Genomic DNA, 21,712 nt, shown 5'->3' on the forward strand with positions numbered 1-21,712 from the left:
AAGTGGATGAGAGCCTTTTATTAGAACAATAAAATATTGAGATATAACAAGGAAACAACCTCCCACAATGCATCGTATTTTTAAGTATTGAATTATAAGGAATTTCCAAAAAATGTGATACGATAGTTGGAAAGGGAGGGAAATAAATTATGAAAAATTTTATTCCGGAAGTAACATTAAACGATGGATTGATTGTTCCGATGATTGGTTTGGGAACATACCAACTCAAAGGAGATGCAGGTGCAAAAGCAATTGAAAACGCGATAGAAAGTGGCTATCGCCTAATTGATACAGCCTACAATTATGAGAATGAAGGAACGGTTGGTGAAGCGGTTCGACGCAGCAGCGTTTCGCGCGATGAATTGATTATTACGTCCAAGTTGCCGGGGCGCTATCAAACTTATGATTTGGCCATTCCGGCGATTCAAGAATCCTTGTATCGGGCGAATTTCGACTATTATGATTTATTTTTGATCCATTGGCCGAACCCACAGCAAGAACATTATGTGGAGGCTTGGCAGGCATTAATTGAAGCAAAAAAACGCGGTTATGTCCGTTCAATCGGCGTATGTAATTTCTTGCCGGAGCATATGGAGCGACTGGAAAGGGAAACCGGTGTGAAGCCGAGCGTTAACCAAGTTGAATTACATCCGTTTTTCAATCAAGCTGAGCTTCGACAATGGCATAAAGACAACGGTATTGTGACGCAGTCATGGAGTCCGCTAACGCGTGCAAGGGAATTGGAAAACGGTGTCCTTCAACAAATTGCGGATCATCATCAGAAGACAATCGCTCAAATAATATTGCGTTGGCATTTTGAACTGGGCTCTATTTCCATACCAAAATCGGCATTACCAGCACGTCAACTTGAAAACTTGTCTATCTTTGATTTTTCACTCGAGGATAAGGAAATGGAGCAAATCGCCGAATTAACCCGTCCGAATGGGAGACTTAAAGGTCAAGACCCTGCAACATATGAAGAATTTTAATAAGTGAATAAACGCTGTTTAAAAAAATTGAGAGAATCATTTAACGATGATTCTCTTTTTTCTACACATAAAATTTTTGTAGAATTGGAGGCTGTTAAGGTCGAAGAGATTAGAACACTCGGTGGTTTTAAACAACGACTATAGAGAATGCTAACCAAAAAAGAACACCTCTCTTTAGAGAATGTCCTATTTTAAAAGTCTATTTCGTTTTACCCTTTGTAGAAATTTTAAACGATCAACAATCTGCTCATTCTCAACATCTGATTAAAATCCGGAGGTTGTAGATTCGTAAATAATCATGACTGTTCCTCATTTCAAGATATTATATATTTATACCAATTCACCTTATTTATTATTTTAGGGGATAAAAGACGCTGGAACAATCAATTCTAATAAGCTTATTAGGATAAATAATTATCACGATAAATATAATGAGAAGGCAAAAACGCTTGGAAATTCAGAGAATCCCCAAGCGCTATACTCTTTATTAAGTTGTATTGATTTTTGAAAACCGAAATTACTGTAAATTAAAGAAAACATTTCCGCCCAACATCTCTTCATAGCGAAGTTGTGCTTTTTCTCCTGTTTTCACTAAATTGGCAATGTAACCTTCTTTTTCGTTGCCTGCGTACATTTCAAAGCTAAAATCAGGGTCAGTTGTTCCAAATACATCACCACTATAAATATCTCCGGACTCACTTACCATGTCAAAATTCATGATCCCATCGATAACAAGGGACAAATCTTGTGTTTCAGATTCAACAAATTTCACTTTTGTTTTGGCCAACACCCATTCATATCCTTCCGGAGCGGCTTCATTAAATTCATTCATAGACAATAATTTTTGGTAGGCCTCATCCCCGCGAATAACCTCTGTGATCGTTAAATCAAATTTGATTGCGTAGGGATTACCTTGGTCATCATATAACTCATCATTTACCGAAGCAGTTTTTTGGAATGGCACAGGATTTGTTCTAGTACCAAGTTTAGATTCAGACTCCTCTTTTTCTTCTTCTGGTTGAGCCGCATCTACTTTTTGTAAATCTTCACTCTGTTGACTTTCTTCATTCAATTCAACATCTTTTGTATCTTGCCCACAAGCTGCAAGAAAAACTGTCGTTAATAATCCTAAGATAAGTAGTTTAAAACTGCTTTTCAATTTTTCTTTCTCCTTTAGTAAGTAGATTGTATTAAAAAATCTAACATGATTTAAAACGAGGTTTTATTCTGTTGTCGCTTCCTCTGCTTCCGCCATTGCCTCAAAAGCATCAGGATAAATGACTTCATCTATTACCTCTTGAGTTGATTCATCTTTCACAGTTATCGTTACCTTATAATTATCTGGATTTTCTCCGTTGAAAAGTTGATACATAGAACCTTGAAAACCTAATCCTAAAATGGCAAATCCATCGAAACTGTTCTCAAAGGATGCTTTATCTACCAATAAAGTAAACTCTGTAAATGATTTGTTATGAGTAATGTCTTTAATAGATACGTAATCTCCGCTGCTTTTCATCTCTTCAATTGCATCTGTAATAGATGTTCCCATTTCAGTCATCATTTTTTTATGGTCAGATTTCGACATTTTATAAGTGATTGAACCATCTTCATTTTTTGTGACTTCCTTAGCTCCGTCTTCTTCTGCCTCGGCAATAACAGTGTCTATATCTTCTCCCTCAATAAATGAAGCTGGTACCGTTACTTCTACATTTAATAGACCTTTGTCAACACTAACTCCTGATTCCTCTGTTTCTTCCTGCTTTTGTTCTGTTGCTTTTTCACTTTCACTACTTTTATCTGCTGATTCATTTGCTGAACAAGCAGTAAGGAAAGTAACCGATAGTATGAAAAGTATGTAGGTTAATTGTTTCATATAGAGTTCTCCCATCTTAATTAAAATATTACAATACTCCTATTGTTCTTCCATTATACTGCTTTTTTAATATATTTGTAGTATTTTTTTAATATTGGTTGTTGTTACCAAATTCAAAAAGGCACTCTCTTCGATTAATTTGTCGGAAAATCCTAGCATGAAGAAATACCGATATTGACCATATTTTATGATAAGGAAATAAAGATATTATAAAAGAAGGTAATCAGGGGTTCGCAAAACCTATGAGAGTATATTAAGAAACGGGTCTTAAGCAATACTGGTATTTTTACATATTAATTTAGAGAGATAAACAACGCTCCCAAAAATCCTATGTTCGACACCCGTCTCCAGAATGAAATCAACATGATTTCCTGAACGTCAAAGTCCTTGATATATTATGGGTTTTGGCTTTTTTTCATTGTCATAGTCTTCACTACCAATATGATTAAGCGTTACTTTCTGAGCTTCATCAATAAAGAAAATACTGAATTTTGAACTGTTTAGGAGATCCTTTACTTGGTCACCTAGGTTGCTATATAATTCGAATTTTTCATTCAATCGATGAGCTTCCTCTACAATCAGTACATCGTATTCATTAAGATTGACAGCATGTCTCAATAATGATTACGTTGTTAGCAATAAACAAGAAGAAAAATGTGGACATAAAGTTAATAAAAAAAGGAATGGAATACATTCTTTAATTCGTATATTCCAAAAATTCAAAAAGAACAATTGCGTTATAAAAGTTTTTATTGCATATTTGTAATAGAGTATTTTTTCAAATTTCTTGAAAAAATAGATTTTTAAAACAAAGCTATTAATTAAAAAAGAAGGGGATAGGGTATGAGGATTTTCAATGCGACAACTGCTGATGTTTATTCTATTTATGAATTGATTAAAATCTATGCAGATAAGGAGATTGTTTTGCCTCGTTCGTTATTATCAATTTATCAGCAGCTGCAATGTTTGTATGTTGTTAAGGATGAAAACAAGGTTGTGGGAGTAGCTGGATTACATGTTTTAGGACGAGATTTAGCAGAGGTCCGTTCCTTGGTGGTTCATCCTGACTATCAACAAAAAGGAATTGGGCGCATGCTGGTTGATCATATTATTATGGAAAGTCCCAAATTAGGAATAGAAAGATTAATCTCTTTAACATATCAAGTTGAATTTTTCAAAAAACTAGGTTTTCAATTGGCTATTAGGGATGACTTGCCTGAAAAGGTTTGGACTGATTGTGTAAACTGCCCAAAAATCAATAATTGCGATGAAATTGCTTTGGTTAAATATTTGCAAAATCATGATTCTAAGACTGCGGTAGTTTAAAAGGAGACACCTTACGTTGAAAAATGGTTATTAATCCATTAAGGCAACGTGGAGGTGTTTTTTCTATGGAATAAGAGTGAGCTATTTAGTAGTAATTAAAATCATTGAAGAATTTAAAAAGAAAGCAATGAAAAATTATGCAACTATTCCTCCTGCCAAAACCTTTTTTCACATAGTGAAAAAATCATTGTACTAAGCTATAATTTTCATATATAAACCCCCGAGGAAAGTGATGTGGCAGAATGCAAACAATCGATCGAGCGATGGATATCATAAAAGCATTAGCAAAAAGTTCCCAACGGCTAACAATTACGGAGTTGTCCAAAGAATGTGGACTTCCGGTTAGCACCATGCACCGCTTGTTGAAATCATTAGAAAAACATGATCTAATTCAACAGAATGAAAAGACGAAGGAATACGGCTTGGGAACACGCTGGCTGGAATATGGCTTGCAAATGTATGATTCCATTGACTTTACGAGTCATATCCGAACGGAAATGGAAAAGCTGATGCATAAAGTGAAAGAAAGTATTTATTTCAGCAAACCGATGGGGACAGAGGCGTTAATTTTTGAGCGTATTGATAGTCCCGAAAATCAAATACGGGTTGTAGATAAAATCGGTTTGCGAGTGCCAATGAATATTGGTGCTGCCAATAAAACCATGCTTGCCCATATGAACAAGGAAAAGTCGGACGAAATTGTTAACGCTCTTGTCATGGAAGAGGAGAAACCAGGTTTTTATCATCAGCTAACTGAAATCAAAAAGAGTGGCTATGGGATAAGCCGTGGTGAACGGACGGAAGGAACGATTTCGGTCGCCGCGCCAGTGTTTAATCATGCTGGTGAAGTAGAAGGAGCGATTAGTATTGGCTGTGTCAGCTTCAACATGACGAATGAAAAACTGCAATTTTTAATTGAAAATGTAACGGAAAGCGGAAAACGCATTTCTAAGAACCTCGCTTATAATGGCTAGTTAGTAGAGATTGTTAAATCATATGAAATTGGGCTATCCGATAATAAATCGGGGGCTCTTTTTTCATTTTCATCGGTATATCCAACGTTTCCTTAACTGCCACCCCTGCATCAACCCAATGATTTTTATTGCACAATCAAGTAATGGTAAATTTATATTAGAGGTGCCTTTTACAAGAAAGGAGAGATAGAATGTCGGATTTTTCAACTAAAACAGTGATTGTCACAGGAGCAGGAAATGGAATCGGTAAAGGGGTGGCCGCTCTTTTTGCCGAAAAAGGAGGGAATGTCGTTGTCGCAGAAATAGACGAACAGCACGGTCAGAAAACGGTGGAGGAAATTCAATCCAAGGGAGGAGAGGCCTTTTTTGTTAAGGCAGATGTGAGACAGGAAAAAGAGATCATCGCTTTAATGGAAAGTACCTTCGAAAAATATGGAAGCATCGATATTTTGATTAATAATACTGGCAAGGCTTTATTTAAATCACCTTATGAAGTTTCGGTTGAAGAGTGGGATGATATTATTCACACCAATTTAAGAAGTGTTTTTCTGGCGTCGCGTGAAGCGGCGAAATATATGCGCAAGAATGAAGATGGAGGCTCTATTGTCAATATTGCTTCCACAAGAGCGATCATGTCTGAGCCGAATTCAGAAACCTACGCAGCAACAAAAGGAGGAATTGTCTCCATTACACATGCTCTTGCAGCTTCCTTTAGTCCAGATAAAATTACGGTCAATTCAATTTCTCCCGGGTGGATTGAAACAGGGGACTATTCACAATTAAGTGCACGCGACCATGAGCAGCATTTTTCCAAACGTGTTGGCAAACCCGAGGACATCGCTCGAGCCTGCCTCTATTTAACCGCAAAGGAAAATGATTTTGTAACAGGCATTAATTTGGTGGTTGATGGCGGGATGACAAGAAAAATGATTTATGAGGAATAAGGGGAAAGGATGTTCAAAAGGGCTGATTTTGTCTTCCACCCCACAAGTGGGGGTCGCAACCCTTTTCGAACATCCTCCTATTTTTAAACTTTCGAAGTTTCTCTTTCGGTTATGACCGTTTCAACAATCACTTCAGCGTCAAGAATATTAACAGGTTCTGGTTTTTTGCGAAACTCATTTTTGAAATAGTAGAATAGATAACACGCAACCAAAAATGCAATCCCAATGATCAATCCCAATAGCTGTGTTGGGTCCGTAGCCAGGAATATTAATAGTCCGCTGCAAGTGACAATACATGCGATTGGTATGAAAGGATAGAATTTGACCTTGTATCTCAAGGCTTCCACTTTTCCGCCGGCTTTTATAAATTTTCGTCTAAACATAAGCTGTGAAACGGCGATGCCGATCCATGAAATGGTGACGGAAATTCCTGCAATCGACATTAAAATCACAAATACTGTATCTGCAGCCAAGACGCTTGTTAATAACGATAACAATGAAAAAATCATCGTGAAAACGAGTGCGGAAAATGGAACTTTGCGTTTATTCAATGAACCAAAGATTTTCGGTGCCATGCCTTCATTCGACATGGACCAAAGCAGCCGAGTAGAGGCATAGATACATGAGTTTCCGACAGATAAAACAGCTGTTAATATAACAAAATTCATGATATCCGCTGCATAAGGAATGCCGACCAAATCCATTAATGTCACGAAAGGACTTTCCAATAATCCTAACTCACTGGCAGGAAAGATCGCAGACAAAATAATAATGGAAGAAAGGTAAAATACAACGATTCGGAATAACACATTTCGGATGGCGCGAGGAATGTCTTTATTCGGATTTTCACTCTCACCAGCCGCAATCCCGATAAGTTCAGAACCCTGATAGGAGAAAATAACATTCATCATCGTTACAAAGATGATCGCAAGTCCAGCTGGGAACAAGCCGGTTGGTACCAGGTTTTCAACAAAAGGAGCTGGACGATCTTCCAACGGCATGATGCCAACTGCTGCAGCAATCCCGATTAAAATAAATAATATGACAGCAACCACTTTAATTCCTGCAAACCAATATTCTGCTTCCCCAAAGGCCTTTGTTGTGAGGGCATTGATTCCAAACAAGAGAGCGATAAAAATGGCACACCATATCCAAATTGACATATCCGGGAACCAGCGTTGCATCAGGATTCCAGCTGCCGTGAATTCAACGCCTGCTGTCGTGGCAGAACCAACGAAATACATCCAACCAAGAGAGAAACCTGCAGAAGGGTTAATGAATTTGCTTGCATAGGTTTGGAACGAACCTGATACAGGCATGTATACGGCAAGCTCTCCCAAACAAATCATCACCATGTATAAGATTAAGCCGCCAAAAATATAGCCAATTAATGCACCCCCGGGTCCCGCTTGATTAATGGTATACCCTGCATTTAAAAATAGACCAGTCCCAATGACGCCGCCAAGCGATAACATAAATAAGTGGCGGCTTTTCATTGCGCGGTTTAATTGATTGGATTGATTTAATTTTTCCACTCGCTTCACCAACCTCTTTTGTATATTAGAAATTCTTATACTTCTAAACAAAACTTGTGATATCCAAAAATTCCGATAACTTTATAGGGTTTTTCACAGAGTTGCTTTGGCTGCATACAAATTTTTAATCAAGTTTTCAATAAGTTTTGGTGTTTCAAGGAAAGCACTTTTTACATGAACACGTTCCGTGATTTGATGAGGGTCCTTGCCGAATGGTCCGACATTTAATACTGGTGCTTGAAGCTCGCTCATTTCCTGGAAGGGAATCGTGTAAACAGAACCCCAAGTCGGTGTGTTTTGCTCGAATGTTGTCCAACCATCAGATGCATCTTGATAATTCACGTAACTTAAATCACACAGGCCATTAAAGTAATGAATTTGCTGGACTTCCATCCCAAAATCTTTTAATGCTGCATTTTTCACTAACTGGATCGATTCTTTTATTAATGCATTTTCCGATGAATTTACCGCTGGGTAGTATGGTGGGGCGAACAGCAATACCATCGCTGGCGCTAATTCCGGACAGCGAATAAGCAGTTCATCCGCAGCGCGCAAGGATTTTTCTCTTTCATCCCATTCACCATTTGCGAACACATCATTCAAAAGTTTTTCAACTTGCTCAGGGTTCAATTTCTTTTTCGCGTACTCTAAAAGTTCTTGATATCGGATGACTTTCACTTCACCAATTGGTTTTATTCCAGCTAGTGCACAAATGGTTTTGTATGATTCATTGCAGCGATTTGCTGCTTCAAGGGCTACTTGCTCGAATAGGTTCATAATATCCTGGGCAGTTCGCTTCATCATAAATACATTGTATAATGCAACAGCACGATATGGTGTTTGTGTGGAGTACTGTAGTTTCAAATCTTTTTGCTGCAATGAAACGGGAAGGGGGGTGCTCTCGCCACGGTCGCTTTCACAGAACAAAGGATTCCATTCCATTAACTGTGTCATGAATGATGCAATGTAGTTTGCGGTCATGCCTTTTAATGGTTCGCCAACATGCGTTTCCTTACCGTAAAAAAGTGCGGCTGGCATAATTTTTCCGATTGTTCCACTGTAAATGTAATAGTTTTCATCCCCGGGCTTTTGAGTAAGGGAAGGCTCACCATTTAAGAATAATTTGTAAGAGAGCTTGTATTGATTGCGTAAGGCAACCAAAACCTTCACAGCGGCACGCATGCCCGATGAATTGACTTCTTCATCTGGAACGGTCACCAAGACGAGGTTGATGGGCCATTCTTCGGAGATCGCTTTCTCAATCGTTGACATGTGAAGTACAAGACCCATTTTCATGTCCATTGTGCCGCGGCCAAATAAGAACTCGCCGGATTCCAGGTCAATTTGCGCCTCTTCATTTAAATCACTTTTACGTTTCAACAATTCTTTTGTTAAAAGTTCAGGATGAAATGCCAAACCTTCAAGATCTCCATATTCCTCTGTTTGTACTGTATCGAAATGGCTAATCAACACAACAGTTTCTGTTGCTTCCGGGTGCTTGTATAAAGCTGTCACCAAATGCCGTCCAAAATCCGCTTCATGAAGGGACAGATAATCAGGATGTTCCTTGAAGTAATCGTTCTCCAATAATTTTTGCTGCAATTTAAAAGGAAATCTTCGTTCTCCTTCTGTATGTGAAATGCTATCCCAACTAACAACTTCACACAATAAGGAACGAAGTTGTTCTGGCGTACTCCATTTGTAGTTGCTCATAAAGATCACCCCTAATTTTTTAATTGAAAATTAAAACTGAACTCACTTCGATATTAAAAACGCAGCGATAAGCAACTAAGCCCTCCATCTTGTTTCTGGAATTCCGACATTTCAAGTACAATTGTTTTGAAGCCGGCTTCTTCAATTTTACGTTGAGTTTCTTCGTATCCTTTTGGAAGAATGACATAGTCATTTACACGAATACAGTTTGCCGAGTATTCATTCGTTTTGGAAACAACGATTTTTTCATACTGTTTAAAATAGGGATGATCAACGAATTCACCAGCTACAACCATTTTGTTATGGCCAAGATACGCAATGCCGGTTTTTAGGTGGAAAAATTCTTTTAATGGAATGATTTTTGCTTGATAGCCTTCAGACTCCAAAATTTCTTTCAGTTGGCGAGCACCTTCTGCATTCGTACGTGTCGAAATCCCGATATAAAAATGATGGTCCGCTTGAAGAACATCTCCGCCATCAAGGGTACCTGGAGATTGGATGTGATAAATTTTGTCATAGAACTCCTTTAACACAGGTTCCATCTCAACAATCTCTCGATTTCTCGAAGCTGCACCTGGATTGGTTACAACCGCAAATTTTTTCGTTAATACGGCTGTGTCTTCAACAAAGGTGGAGTCCGGGTATTCTTCATTCGCTGGGAGGTGAGTGACTTCCACTCCGCATGTTTTTAATGCTTCTATATAAGCAGCGTGTTGAATCAACAATTGATTGTAATCTGGTGTTCCTAAATCTGAAGTCGTTAATCCATTAACGTAGCTTTTTCCTGGAGTTTTGACAATGACATTTCTAAAGGTAATCTCCCCAGAAAACTTTATCGTTTCATTTTGCAACATCGCTTATCTTCCCTTCTATTTATCTTGATTAAAAAAGGCAGTTGGATTTTTAGGTGCGAACAACTGGACAAGTTAAGCAAGTGGGTCCGCCAGTTCCTTTGTAGCTAATTTCTTTTCCTTTATATTCGTAAACCGTAGCACCAGCATCCAGCAATTGTTTCTTCGTCAGTTCACTTCCTTCGATCATGACACAAATCCGTGGTGCCAAAGCCAGCACATTGCATCCTAGATTCAGATACTCTTCATCAGGAACTTCGATTAGTTTAATACCGCGTTGAATCAACAACTGTCGGAAGAAAACGGGCATCAACCGAGAATGGACAACCGCTAAATCATGGTCAACCATACTAATTAATGACATCAAGTGAAGGCATTCATTTTCCCCTTGATCATGTGGAAGCTGCACAACAATGAATTCATCAACCAGATCCTTGGTGATTGTTTTTAATTGATGAATGGCTTCCAAGTTTGTGCGATATCCCAACCCGACAACAAGTGTACGTTCATCCAGCCATACTAAATCTCCACCGTCTGATACAGCTTCGCCGGTTAATTCTCCCAGGATGGGGATTCCATTTTCCTTTAGAAACTCTTTATAAACCTGGGCTTCGGACTGTCTAAGTTCTTTGCCTGACTTTAAAATGATCGCTCCATGTTTCGTGAATTTGACTGGATCATGGGTATAGATTGAATCCAAGCCTACTTGACTGAATTGCGGCAGGAAATTAATTGTAGGTACATGATTTTTTAAGATTGATAGAAAATCTTCATATTCTTTAATGCTTTCATCAAAATTGGGTTCTTCAATGTAATTGAACCTTTGCCAGTTTTCTTTTAAATGAGCCTGACTTATAAATGCGTCTTTTGGATGTTTTACAAAGACTCTTTTCAAGGGGGTGACCATTGAAGAACAATAATTAGTGGACGTTTGAGTTGTCATTTATAGACCTCCTTTTTCACTATGTGGAAAAATGTTTCGATAAATGGAAAATACATTTTAAATTTACCATTGCATCACCATTCAGTCAATTTAATTTTTTGAATATTTAATAAATAAAACAGGCATTTCAAAACCGTTTTATTTCGCGTGAGGATTTAGGGTAATGTCCTTTCAAATTCTGGCGCTTGGAAACTGTAAAAAATAGCGATTTGTGTTAGGTTATGTTGTTAATCTGAACGGAATATAATGAACTAAATGCACAGTGTAAGTTAAAAAGTTGCAAAACTATTTTCTGCTTTCGTCTTTTTAGGAGGGGTTGAGAAATATAGAAAGGAGTTGCAAATTTGTCGATTTTAAATTCTCGCTATTCATTTTTGGAGACTGATTATGATAATCCTTGCTTGACTCAAAAAGTTGAAAATTCTCTAGAAAAGGTAATGAAAAATGGAGAGGTTAGAACAGATGATAATATAGCGAATAAAAACTTAAAATCGAACCTATATTTACAGTTGAATTGGAAATTTGGAAGTCTTGTATGGATACCTGCAGATATTTTTTGTATTGCTTTTTTGGTCATTGTTGAAATTTTATCGTAATTTTGATGTGGTCAAAATCTGGACATAATATTTGTTCCGAATCTCCTAGAGAATCTAGTAAAAATAGGATTAGCCAAGGGAGTAAGTTCGAGAAGGCAGTCAAAAAAGCAGAATAATCCCTGTTATTTTTATAACTTATAATCTAGGGATTGTATTGATTTTCACAACAAAGGCAATCATTCAGATAGGTGTCTTTTAAAGTTAAACCACAAGGAAAAGATAGAAACTAGTAGAAAGCGTATCTGTAAAAAATATTTTGAATATTCTAACTCTATATATTAATATAGAGAGTGAGATAGTTAATTACATTAAAAGTAAATAATGGAAAGAGCTATCTTAAATCTTTATCGTAAAATACAAATAGAGGGGGAAGGGTTTTGAAAAAGGGAATCTTATTTTTATTTTTGCTAGTATTTGGGGCTGTGTTATTAGCAGCTTGTAGTTCTTCTGATAATACATCAGGGGATTCAAAAAATGCTTCAGGGGATTCAGAAACGGCTCCTGTTTCTGGAGAAGCAAAAAACTTGGTAGTTCGAGTGGGTACAAGTCCAACTTATCCACCGTTTGAATCGGAAGTAAATGGTGAACTTGCTGGGTTTGATATTGCTCTTATCAAAAAAATTGGGGAAGAAGAAGGTTTTGATGTTGAATTTTCTCAGATGCAATTTGATGGGTTGATTCCAGCGTTGAAATCCGGACAAGTTGATGTAGTTGTTGGGGCACTCTCAATTACTAAATCACGAATGGACAGTGTAAATTTCTCAAACGCTTATTATGAATCCGGGCTTTCAATTCTGACTAACCCAGACTCAGGGATTACTGGTTTTGAAGATTTACAGGATAAATTGATCGGTATTCAAAAAGGTACTTCATCTTACAACTATATGGTTGAAAATGGTATTGAAGATTCAAATATTAAACAATATGCAGACATTGCTACCGCATACATTGCGCTTGAAAATGGGGGAGTTGATGCCATTCTATACGACCACCCATCAAATATTAACTACATCCAGACTCAAGATACGGATGCCCAAATTGTAGGAGACATTTTAGCTGGTGAACATTATGGTATTGCCATTAATAAAGAAAAAGAAGAGATCCTTCAAAAAGTTAATGACGGATTAGCAAAAATCCAGGAAAATGGCGAATATGAAAAATTATTTGATGAATATTTAAATGGTGAAAAGAATGGCTTCATTGATGAAGTAATCAAACCTGAGGATGTTGTGATTGACCGTTAATCTATGAAGCTAATTCTATCTATTAATAGTAGTATGGGAGATTTTCGCAAAAGAAATTGGCATCGTGTCAATTTCTTTTGCTCCTTTAACAAAAAAAATGAAATTCGGAGGCAATTATTTAATTCAAGGTTGTTAGTTGACATCGGCTTTACATGGCAGTTGAACTCCCGCTTAGTTACTTTTACTTCTCCTTGCAGAGTACGTTTTGACATCTATAATCCTTTAGAAAGAAGGGAGTACTATGAATTTTCAAGTGATTGGAGAGAACCTTCCGCTTTTGTTGGAAGGTCTTAAATTAACAATTTATTATTCAATTGTAGCAATCATTCTGGCAATCATTTTCGGTTTAATTGCAGCCTTAATGAAACTTTCAAAGTTTAAAGTTTTACGAGGGTTATCAACGGCTTATATTGAAGTTTTCCGCTCTACGCCATTACTTGTCCAGCTATTTTTTATTGTTTTTGGTTTAACTGGAATTTTACCATTAAATGAATGGTTTGGACAAAGGCTTTATCCAATCGTTGCTGCAGCAATAACGCTGGGATTGCATGAGGGTGCTTATATATCAGAAATTATTCGTGCAGGAATTCTTGGCGTCAATCGGGGGCAAAAAGAGGCAGCGGCAAGTATAGGAATGACCGACCACCAAACCATGCGGTATATTGTATTGCCGCAAGCATTTAAACGCATGATTCCACCTCTTGTTAATCAATCGGCCCAGACAATCAAGGATACCTCTTTACTGGCTCCGATTGGAATTATTGACTTAGTATACCGTGGGCAAATCATTATTTCGAATACATTTGAACCGTTTACCATTTGGCTTTTGATTGGAATAATCTATTTCATTATTATTTTTATGGTGTCACAATGTGCCGGTTATTTAGAAAGGAGGCTTCAACTTGATAAACGTTGAAAATCTTCGCAAATCCTTTGGAAATCTTGAGATTTTAAAAGGAATAAGTACTCAAATTCAAAATCAAGAGGTTGTCGTAATAATTGGCCCTTCCGGAAGCGGTAAAAGTACATTTTTGCGTTGTCTAAACGGATTGGAAACCGCAACGGACGGAAAGATCGAAATTGCCGGGATGGAATTAACAAATCCGAAAACCAACATTCATCAGTTGAGGCAAAATGTAGGTATGTGCTTCCAGCAGTTCAATTTATTTTCACATTTAACCATCATGGAAAATATTACAATAGGTCCCATGAAGGTCTTGAAAAAAAGTAAAGAAGAAAGTGAACAAATTGCCCGCGAATTGCTAAAAAAGGTGGGGCTTCAAGAAAAGGAAAATAGTTATCCAGATCAGCTTTCAGGTGGCCAACAGCAAAGGGTTGCCATTGCTCGTGCCTTGGCGATGAAACCGAAAGTTATGCTATTTGATGAACCGACTTCCGCCCTTGACCCGGAAATGGTTGGGGAAGTACTAAAGGTAATGAGTGATTTAGCCCATGAAGGAATGACAATGGTTATTGTTACACATGAGATGGGATTCGCCCGTGAGGTGGGGCACCGTGTGATATTTATGGATGAAGGGTACCTAGTGGAAGAAGGAACTCCCGCTGAAATTTTCAGTAATCCAAAAGAAGAACGTACCCGAAGCTTTTTAGCGAAAGTATTATAGTAATCATATCAAATTTATATGGTGAAAACTTAGGATGTCTTAGCTGGACATCCTTTTAAAATTGGATAAAAAATTCCTTCCAGCCGATAGGGAAATCCGCTAACTCCGATTAATACTAGTATTGTTTTCCTAGTTATGGGTGAATATTTTTAGTTGCTATAGAACGGAAATAAAGAACTGAACATCAAAACCCTCTAATTATAGGGTTTTGATGTTTTTTTGTGTTCTGGCCCTTCCCAGTTTCCATTTATGAATGGTGAATTTCTTCTGGGAGTTAACTTTAACTTAGATTACGTCTTTTTGACAGGAGAAGAAGTAAATCTCTTTTTTTATTGCTAGTTATTCATTTTAACATTAAAACTCTCATACAGTGTTCTTGTGAGAGTTCTCGGAATTATAAAGTGGTTACTTTAATAGTTGCTTTAAACTGATCAACATATTTTTATAGAACTTCGCTACAGTACTCTAAAAACTTAAAAGAGGGGGGTTTCTCATGAATGCTACAGAATACTACCGAGCATCTGAACAAGAAGTAATGAGAAAGTTGGATGTCACGCAGCATGGGCTAACGGATTACGAAGTTCGTTATCGGCAGAAAAGGTATGGCTATAACGAACTGAAAGAAGGTAAACAGAAAAATGTGATGCAGGTTTTAATAGAGCAATTTCAGGATTTTTTAGTCATTATTTTAATGGTCGCTGCCATTATTTCTATGTTTCTGGGAGATGTGGAAAGCTCTATTGTCATTCTAGTAGTGATTGTGTTGAATGCGATTCTGGGAACGATTCAGCATATAAGAGCAGAAAAATCGCTAAATAGTTTGAAAGAATTGGCAGCGCCCGTTTCGAAAGTATTGCGTGAGGGACAAGTTATTGAAATACCCTCAAAGGATGTGACCGTTGGAGATTTGCTCATCTTGGAGGCGGGGGATTTTATCAGTGCTGATGGTCGGGTGATTGAAAGTTATCGATTGCAAATAAACGAAAGTTCCTTAACCGGGGAGTCATTGGCAATCGATAAAATGGCCAATACCATTTACGAACCGGATATTGCTCTTGGCGATCAGAGGAATATGGTGTTCTCCGGCAGTTTTGTAACCAGTGGACGTGGACAAGCGATTGTTACTTCTATTGGAATGGAAACAGAGATTGGGAAAATCGCAAGTCTGCTGGATGAGGCAAAAGAGAAAAAAACACCATTGCAAGTCAGCCTTGACCAATTCGGAAAACGTCTAGCCATCGGGATCATCATCCTTTGTGTCATTATATTTGGATTGGATATTATTCGAGGACGAGAGTTGGTTGATTCCTTTATGTTCGCCGTATCATTGGCCGTAGCGGCAATCCCGGAAGCACTCAGTTCGATTGTTACCATTGTTCTTGCGCTAGGGACGCAGCATATGGCGAAAGAAAACGCGATTATCCGGAAATTGCATGCCGTGGAAAGTCTGGGCAGTGTGTCGATCATCTGTTCCGATAAAACCGGGACACTGACGCAAAACAAGATGACTGTTCAAAAGGTGTATACAGGCGAAGAAATTTTCTCGGTTGACGAGTTGCACCTGAACAACCAGAGCCATAAAAAATTGCTCGATTTGGCGATTCTCTGCAATGATTCGGTGATATTGGAGGATAAACAATTTGGCGATCCAACAGAATTAGCCCTTGTAAAATTAGGGCGCGACTATCAACTCAATGAGCATATTGTAAGGGGCCTTCATCCACGTGTCGGTGAATTGCCTTTCGATTCCACTCGTAAATTAATGAGTACGGTGAACCGAATGGGAAATCGTTCCGTGATGATTACAAAGGGGGCCGTGGATGTGCTTCTCCCTCGCCTTAATCGAATCGAATCAGGTAATGGCGTAATCACGAAACACCAACTGGAAAGAATCAAACAGGCCAATCAAACCTTTTCAAATGACGGATTAAGAGTCATTGCCATTGCGTATAAAGACGCATTCTCTACCCATATAAGAGAAGAAGATGAGCGGGATTTAACATTTGTCGGATTAATCGCCATGATGGACCCACCTCGCGAAGAATCGGCACAAGCCGTTGCGGATTGTATCAAGGCGGGCATCAAACCTATCATGATTACAGGCGACCACAAAATCACCGCGGCAGCAATCGCGAAACAACTGGGAATATTAAAAGAAGAGAATGAAGCGATTGAAGGGAAGGAAATTGAAAAGCTTTCAGATGAAGAATTGAAGAATCAGGTGGAAAAAATCTCGGTGTATGCACGTGTTTCACCAGAGCATAAAATCCGAATTGTGAAGGCTTGGCAAGAAAAAGGACATGTCGTGGCCATGACGGGAGACGGTGTGAATGATGCGCCGGCATTAAAACAAGCGGATATTGGTGTAGCCATGGGTAAAACCGGAACAGAAGTGGCAAAAGATGCGTCCTCGATGATTTTAACTGATGATAATTTTTTAACCATCGTTAAATCCATCTCAAATGGGCGAAGCATTTACGCCAATATTAAAAATGCGATTCAATTCTTATTATCCGGGAACGCAGGCGCAATTTTTGTTGTGCTATATGCCACACTTTTTGCCTTGCCAGTTCCGTTTCTGCCGGTTCATCTGTTATTCATCAATTTATTGACAGACAGTCTGCCAGCGATTGCCATTGGGTTAGAGCCGCATAACAAGAAACTTATGAAGGAACAACCGCGTAACACCGATGAGCCGTTGCTGAATAAAAAATTTGTCTCCCAAGTAGGGTTTGAAGGACTTATTATTGCGGCAGTGACTATCATCGCCTTCCAACTGGGATTATCATCAGGTGATACAGGAGTAGCCACGACGATGGCATTCGCGACACTCTGTTTATCCAGACTGTTCCACGGCTTCAATTGCCGCTCGGAAGAATCGATCTTTAAACTGGGAATCTTCTCAAATTTAGCGGTGTGGATTGCATTTTTAATCGGGTTTATCTTACTAAACTTCGTCCTTATTACAGGATTATTTGAAGTAGCAGCCTTGAACCAATTCCAATATCTAATGATATATGCACTTTCGTTGATTCCCTTGGTTCTGATTCAGGTGAAGAAACTGTTATTTAGGGTTCGTTAGATTGGGAACGGGAATCTGCAATTCCCATAATAAATTAGAAAAAACATAATATTTTGATGATTCTCTTAAAATACCTTTACAAACAGAAAATCCTTTGTTATGGTTCTAGATAGAAAACTGCATACCGAGATAAGCACTAGGGGAGCTATGTAAATGGCTGAGAAGAACTGTTTGTTCTGACTCTTTGCACCCGATCTGGATAATACCAGCGTGGGGAAGTGCGGTTAGGTCATTTACCTTTTTCATTTTGTCATTAAATACTCTAACTGCATTCCTCTGGGATGCAGTTTTTTGTTGTCTTTGAGCAAGAAAACATTCGATGAGGGGGAAGTAAAATGACAAATCAAAGTTGTGGAACCAGTAAAATTGCGGGCGCTAGTTTTTCCTTGCACCCAATGAGTGATGATTTTATCGACATCATCACAGGCGCACTTAAGGAAGTCGATACAGCAAAGGTATGGATGAAGACAGATGATGTGACAACAACTGTTCGTGGGAAAATGGTGCATATTTTTGATGTTACCAGTGCCATTTTTCTAAATGCGGCAAAGTCGGGAAAGCATATTGCTTTTCAAGCGACCTATTCCATCGGCTGTCCAGGAGATTCACAAGGTGATGTCTATCTGGTTGAAGATGATCAGCCTGCCAATGCTCTCACGTGTGAGCAAATCAATCAACACATCGCAGCAAAGTTCTCTTTATATCCGTTAGGAAATGATTCATACATGGATGTCATCTATCAACAAATTGAAGCAATAAAGGAATATGCGTCTGTGACACCAGCTCATTATTCAACACGTCTGGAAGGAGACGCTTCAAAAATTTTCAAGGGCCTTCAAACCGTATTCGAGGAAGTTGTAAATGCTGGCTCCAGTCACACTGTCATGACAGTAAGTATCTCAGCGAATAGTCCATCGCACGGAGGTGACCAAAATGAATAATTGGCGTTTTAAAGAAATTGTTGTGCTTTCTGCATTGTCCGTTGTTTTCGCTGTTGTATACTTGGCGTTCCTGCCTCTCGGTAAGTTGCTCGTTGGTTTCTTTGGTCCCATTGGCTATGATTTAATTTTTGGTATTTGGTTTATCGTTTCGATCATTGCTGCTTATATTATCAGGAAACCAGGAGCTGCTTTCTTATCTGAAACAATTGCCGCTATGGTTGAGGTGCTGATCGGGAATGCGGTTGGTCCTATGTTGATCATTTCTGGCATGATTCAAGGTATTGGCGCAGAAGCAGTCTTTGCAGCAACAAGATACCGAAACTATTCCACATGGGTTCTTATGCTCGCGGGAGTTGGCTCTGCTGTAACAAGCTTTATTTACGGATATTTTATGGGTGGTTTTGCAGCACTTGGAACTGGTTATGTGATCGCAATGTTCACTGCACGCGTTATCAGTGGTGCCTTGATTGCAGGTCTTCTTGGAAAAGTTATTAGCGACGGACTTGCCAAAACAGGTGTGCTTTCAAGCTATGCACTCGGGAAAGAGGTTCGGAAGGGGAAAGTAGCATGACATCCCTTGTTGAGGTTCAAAATCTTTCGTTGCGGTTCGAATTCACGGAAAGAGATATTTTGTCCGAACTTTCATTTTCGTTAGAGCAAGGTGAAAGTATTATGATTCTTGGACCAAGTGGATGCGGAAAAAGTACGCTTACGCTTTGCCTAAATGGACTTTACCCTCGTGAATTGGACGGGACAATGTCAGGAGAAATCATGATTAATGGGAAACCGACAACTTCCTATAAACCTGGTCAGCTAAGCCGTTTTGTAGGAGTTGTCTTCCAAGACCCGGAAACACAATTTTGTATGCTGACTGTGGAAGACGAGGTTGCATTTGGCTTGGAGAATATATCCGTCCCAAGGGAAGAGATAGAAGAACGAATTGACCATGCTTTACACCTGGTGAACATGGAGAATTTTAAACAATCAACCATTTCAACGTTATCGGGAGGCCAGAAACAAAAAATTGCCTTGGCATGTATTCTTGCGATGAAGCCGAGCCTGCTTATTTTAGATGAACCTACCGCCAATCTCGATCCAATCGCCAGAATGGATTTGATTCAAACTATTAAGCAATTGAAAAAAGAGATTGGATTTTCATTGATTATTATCGAGCATCAGCTTGATGAGTGGACCGAATTGGCCGATCGATGCCTCTTGTTCAATAAAAAGGGATCGGTTTTTTATGATGGATCATTGCGGCATGCGATTCTTTCACAACGAAAGGAAATTGAAGAAGAGGGGATCTGGCTCCCCAAAGTAGTCCAGCAGCTTTTACCGTATGCAGGTCCTGATTCCAGTGTTATTCCCTTAACATTGGAAGAGTTCTCACATGAAGCTCATCTTTGGTCTAACGCTCAATGGGAGGGAAACGCTGAAAAAAATGAACGAGAAACTCAGGATGTATTCATGGAATGTAATGATGTTTCTTTTATAGTCAACGGCCAAGATATTCTGAAAAATATTTCAATAACCGTTGGGGAACAGGAGTTTGTGGCGATTGTTGGGGCGAATGGAAGCGGGAAAACCACTCTGTCCAGGATTCTCTCAGGCCTGCAAAGACCTACAAATGGGACTGTCTTGTTGCATGACAAAGCTCTGCACAATTGGAGCGAAACGGAGCTTCGAAAGGAAATCGGGTATGTGTTTCAAAATCCCGAACATCAATTTATCATGAATTCAGTCTACGATGAAATCGCCTTTAGTCTACAAATGAAGGGTATACGTGAAATTGAAATACAGCAGCGTGTAGGTCGAATACTAGAACATTTCGGATTAACTGACTATTCAAACGAGCATCCTTATGCACTCAGTCAAGGCCAAAAGAGAAGGTTAAGTATTGGCGCCATGATTGTCGATGAACAAAAAATGCTTATTTTAGATGAACCCACTTTCGGACAAGATGCGTCGACAAACGAGGAAATGATGCGTATGTTGGATGCGCGGTATCGAACAGGTACCGGCATTGTTATGATTACCCATGACATGGATCTCGCTCATACTTACGCAGAACGAATAATCGTCTTGTATAAGGGAATGGTTGTGGCAGATTGTACACCTGCTGAACTTTGGCAACAACCTATTGAGGTGCTGCAAGAGTGGGGAATTGATCTACCGATTCAAGTAAAAATACAGCGACTATGCGAAAAGGAAGATCATGATTATGTTCTTGCATCAACTTAATCCGACGATGAAAGCTGTAACAGTAGTAATTCTGGTGGTACTGCTCGCGTTAGTGTTCGATCCGGTTACCCCTTCCATTCTACTTTTTAGTACGGTATTGCTCATGTTGGTTGGAGCAAAGGTGAATTGGAAAAGATATTTTCTTTACTTTCTGCCTTTTCTCCTGTTTTCATTTGGCATGTTCTGGACCACATTGATTTTTGGGAAACAACCGAATAGTCCAGATGAAGTAATCACGATTTGGACTTTTGAATTTCCACGTGAATCTTTTATTGTCGCACTGGCATTGGCTTTGCGTGTTCTAAGTGTTGCTGCCTTATCATTGCTCTTTATTTTTACGACCAATATTGTACATTTTATTTTAAGTTTGATACAGCAACTTAAATTGTCGCCAAGGATTGCTTATGGAGTACTGGCTGGGTATCGGTTTCTGCCCATGATGAAAGACGAACTGAAGATCATCCGGGAAGCGTATCGAATTCGAGGTGTGCATCAGGCAACTACCATCAGAGGGAAGTGGAGTCAGTATAAGCGTTATGCCATTCCACTTCTTGCAAGCGCCATAAGAAAAGCTGAAAGAACCGCCACTGCGATGGAATCAAAAGGCTTTACAGGCGAAAGGAATCGAACCTTTTTGAGGCAATTCACAATCACTAAGAAAGATTGGCTATTTCTCGTGATTATGCTTGCTCTTTATGCAGCAGCAGTGTATACATCTTCCTCGCTTGGTTTTTTGAAGCTGTATGATGGTGAACTATAATATTTAAGCCCTCTCCGGATTGGAAGAGGGCTTTATCTTAAGTCTTTCATTAAAAGGGCAGGGCATGTACAAGTG

19 protein-coding genes, 1 pseudogene and 1 riboswitch are annotated in these 21,712 nt (G+C 38.9%); of the genes and pseudogenes, 13 read left to right on the plus strand and 7 right to left on the minus strand.

The window, feature by feature from the left end; translation table 11 throughout:
• Positions 1–149: 149 nt before the first annotated feature.
• Complete coding sequence (locus D1B33_RS09805) at positions 150–989, plus strand: aldo/keto reductase (RefSeq protein ID WP_118876209.1); 840 nt, start codon at positions 150–152, stop codon at positions 987–989.
• 517 nt (positions 990–1,506) lie between these two features.
• On the opposite strand, the gene D1B33_RS09810 is transcribed toward D1B33_RS09805, so the two are convergent.
• The 3 genes and pseudogenes from D1B33_RS09810 to D1B33_RS09820 form a co-directional block, all read right to left on the minus strand.
• Positions 1,507–2,148: a hypothetical protein gene (locus tag D1B33_RS09810; protein WP_118876210.1), complete on the minus strand. Its 642-nt coding sequence runs from the start codon at positions 2,146–2,148 to the stop codon at positions 1,507–1,509.
• 63 nt (positions 2,149–2,211) lie between these two features.
• Positions 2,212–2,862, minus strand: coding sequence for a hypothetical protein (locus tag D1B33_RS09815; RefSeq protein ID WP_118876211.1), 651 nt, complete (start codon positions 2,860–2,862; stop codon positions 2,212–2,214).
• Positions 2,863–3,288: 426 nt separating this feature from the next.
• Positions 3,289–3,459: pseudogene (locus tag D1B33_RS09820) on the minus strand (DNA/RNA helicase domain-containing protein); the annotation flags it as partial.
• 246 nt (positions 3,460–3,705) lie between these two features.
• Here D1B33_RS09820 and D1B33_RS09825 point away from each other — a divergent pair.
• The 3 genes from D1B33_RS09825 to D1B33_RS09835 all read left to right on the plus strand — a co-directional run bounded on the left by D1B33_RS09825 (position 3,706) and on the right by D1B33_RS09835 (position 6,106).
• On the plus strand, positions 3,706–4,188 hold the full coding sequence (locus D1B33_RS09825) for an N-acetyltransferase (RefSeq protein ID WP_118876213.1): 483 nt from the start codon (positions 3,706–3,708) through the stop codon (positions 4,186–4,188).
• A 242-nt stretch (positions 4,189–4,430) separates the two neighbouring features.
• On the plus strand, positions 4,431–5,162 hold the full coding sequence (locus tag D1B33_RS09830) for an IclR family transcriptional regulator (RefSeq protein ID WP_118876214.1): 732 nt from the start codon (positions 4,431–4,433) through the stop codon (positions 5,160–5,162).
• A gap of 191 nt (positions 5,163–5,353) precedes the next feature.
• Positions 5,354–6,106, plus strand: a complete 753-nt coding sequence (locus D1B33_RS09835; protein ID WP_118876215.1) for an SDR family NAD(P)-dependent oxidoreductase — start codon at positions 5,354–5,356, stop codon at positions 6,104–6,106.
• 83 nt (positions 6,107–6,189) lie between these two features.
• Here D1B33_RS09835 and D1B33_RS09840 read toward each other — a convergent pair whose 3' ends face one another.
• The 4 genes from D1B33_RS09840 to D1B33_RS09855 all read right to left on the minus strand — a co-directional run bounded on the left by D1B33_RS09840 (position 6,190) and on the right by D1B33_RS09855 (position 11,148).
• Complete coding sequence (locus D1B33_RS09840) at positions 6,190–7,602, minus strand: amino acid permease (RefSeq protein WP_118876376.1); 1,413 nt, start codon at positions 7,600–7,602, stop codon at positions 6,190–6,192.
• A 132-nt stretch (positions 7,603–7,734) separates the two neighbouring features.
• Complete coding sequence (locus D1B33_RS09845; RefSeq protein WP_118876216.1) at positions 7,735–9,354, minus strand: M20/M25/M40 family metallo-hydrolase; 1,620 nt, start codon at positions 9,352–9,354, stop codon at positions 7,735–7,737.
• A 53-nt stretch (positions 9,355–9,407) separates the two neighbouring features.
• The gene (locus D1B33_RS09850; RefSeq protein WP_118876217.1) at positions 9,408–10,208 is read right to left on the minus strand and encodes a dimethylarginine dimethylaminohydrolase family protein; all 801 of its coding nucleotides are present in this window, start codon (positions 10,206–10,208) and stop codon (positions 9,408–9,410) included.
• 49 nt (positions 10,209–10,257) lie between these two features.
• Positions 10,258–11,148: a dimethylarginine dimethylaminohydrolase family protein gene (locus tag D1B33_RS09855; RefSeq protein ID WP_233549446.1), complete on the minus strand. Its 891-nt coding sequence runs from the start codon at positions 11,146–11,148 to the stop codon at positions 10,258–10,260.
• 344 nt (positions 11,149–11,492) lie between these two features.
• On the opposite strand from D1B33_RS09855, the gene D1B33_RS09860 reads away from it, so the two are divergent.
• From D1B33_RS09860 to D1B33_RS09900, 9 genes are all read left to right on the plus strand, one after another.
• The gene (locus tag D1B33_RS09860; RefSeq protein WP_118876218.1) at positions 11,493–11,744 is read left to right on the plus strand and encodes a hypothetical protein; all 252 of its coding nucleotides are present in this window, start codon (positions 11,493–11,495) and stop codon (positions 11,742–11,744) included.
• A gap of 377 nt (positions 11,745–12,121) precedes the next feature.
• Positions 12,122–12,988, plus strand: a complete 867-nt coding sequence (locus D1B33_RS09865; protein ID WP_118876219.1) for a basic amino acid ABC transporter substrate-binding protein — start codon at positions 12,122–12,124, stop codon at positions 12,986–12,988.
• A gap of 241 nt (positions 12,989–13,229) precedes the next feature.
• Positions 13,230–13,904: an amino acid ABC transporter permease gene (locus tag D1B33_RS09870; RefSeq protein ID WP_118876220.1), complete on the plus strand. Its 675-nt coding sequence runs from the start codon at positions 13,230–13,232 to the stop codon at positions 13,902–13,904.
• Entirely contained in the window at positions 13,891–14,613 is a 723-nt protein-coding gene (locus tag D1B33_RS09875) for an amino acid ABC transporter ATP-binding protein (protein WP_118876221.1), read from the plus strand. The genes D1B33_RS09870 and D1B33_RS09875 overlap by 14 nt, the downstream gene beginning before the upstream one ends.
• Before the next feature lie 493 nt (positions 14,614–15,106).
• Complete coding sequence (locus D1B33_RS09880) at positions 15,107–17,695, plus strand: cation-translocating P-type ATPase (RefSeq protein ID WP_118876222.1); 2,589 nt, start codon at positions 15,107–15,109, stop codon at positions 17,693–17,695.
• Positions 17,696–17,823: 128 nt separating this feature from the next.
• A riboswitch (TPP riboswitch) is annotated at positions 17,824–17,929 on the plus strand.
• A gap of 101 nt (positions 17,930–18,030) precedes the next feature.
• Positions 18,031–18,636 (plus strand): YkoF family thiamine/hydroxymethylpyrimidine-binding protein, encoded by a 606-nt coding sequence (locus D1B33_RS09885; RefSeq protein ID WP_118876223.1) that lies wholly within the window; start codon positions 18,031–18,033, stop codon positions 18,634–18,636.
• Positions 18,629–19,207, plus strand: a complete 579-nt coding sequence (locus tag D1B33_RS09890; RefSeq protein WP_118876224.1) for an ECF transporter S component — start codon at positions 18,629–18,631, stop codon at positions 19,205–19,207. The genes D1B33_RS09885 and D1B33_RS09890 overlap by 8 nt, the downstream gene beginning before the upstream one ends.
• Complete coding sequence (locus D1B33_RS09895; protein ID WP_118876225.1) at positions 19,204–20,877, plus strand: ABC transporter ATP-binding protein; 1,674 nt, start codon at positions 19,204–19,206, stop codon at positions 20,875–20,877. Before D1B33_RS09890 ends, D1B33_RS09895 begins: the two co-directional genes overlap by 4 nt.
• A complete protein-coding gene (locus D1B33_RS09900) occupies positions 20,858–21,637 on the plus strand; it encodes an energy-coupling factor transporter transmembrane component T family protein (RefSeq protein ID WP_118876226.1) in 780 nt (259 codons plus the stop codon). The genes D1B33_RS09895 and D1B33_RS09900 overlap by 20 nt, the downstream gene beginning before the upstream one ends.
• Positions 21,638–21,712 lie beyond the last annotated feature (75 nt).

It is taken from the genome of Ureibacillus yapensis (assembly GCF_003515775.1).
Taxonomy (GTDB): domain Bacteria; phylum Bacillota; class Bacilli; order Bacillales_A; family Planococcaceae; genus Ureibacillus; species Ureibacillus yapensis.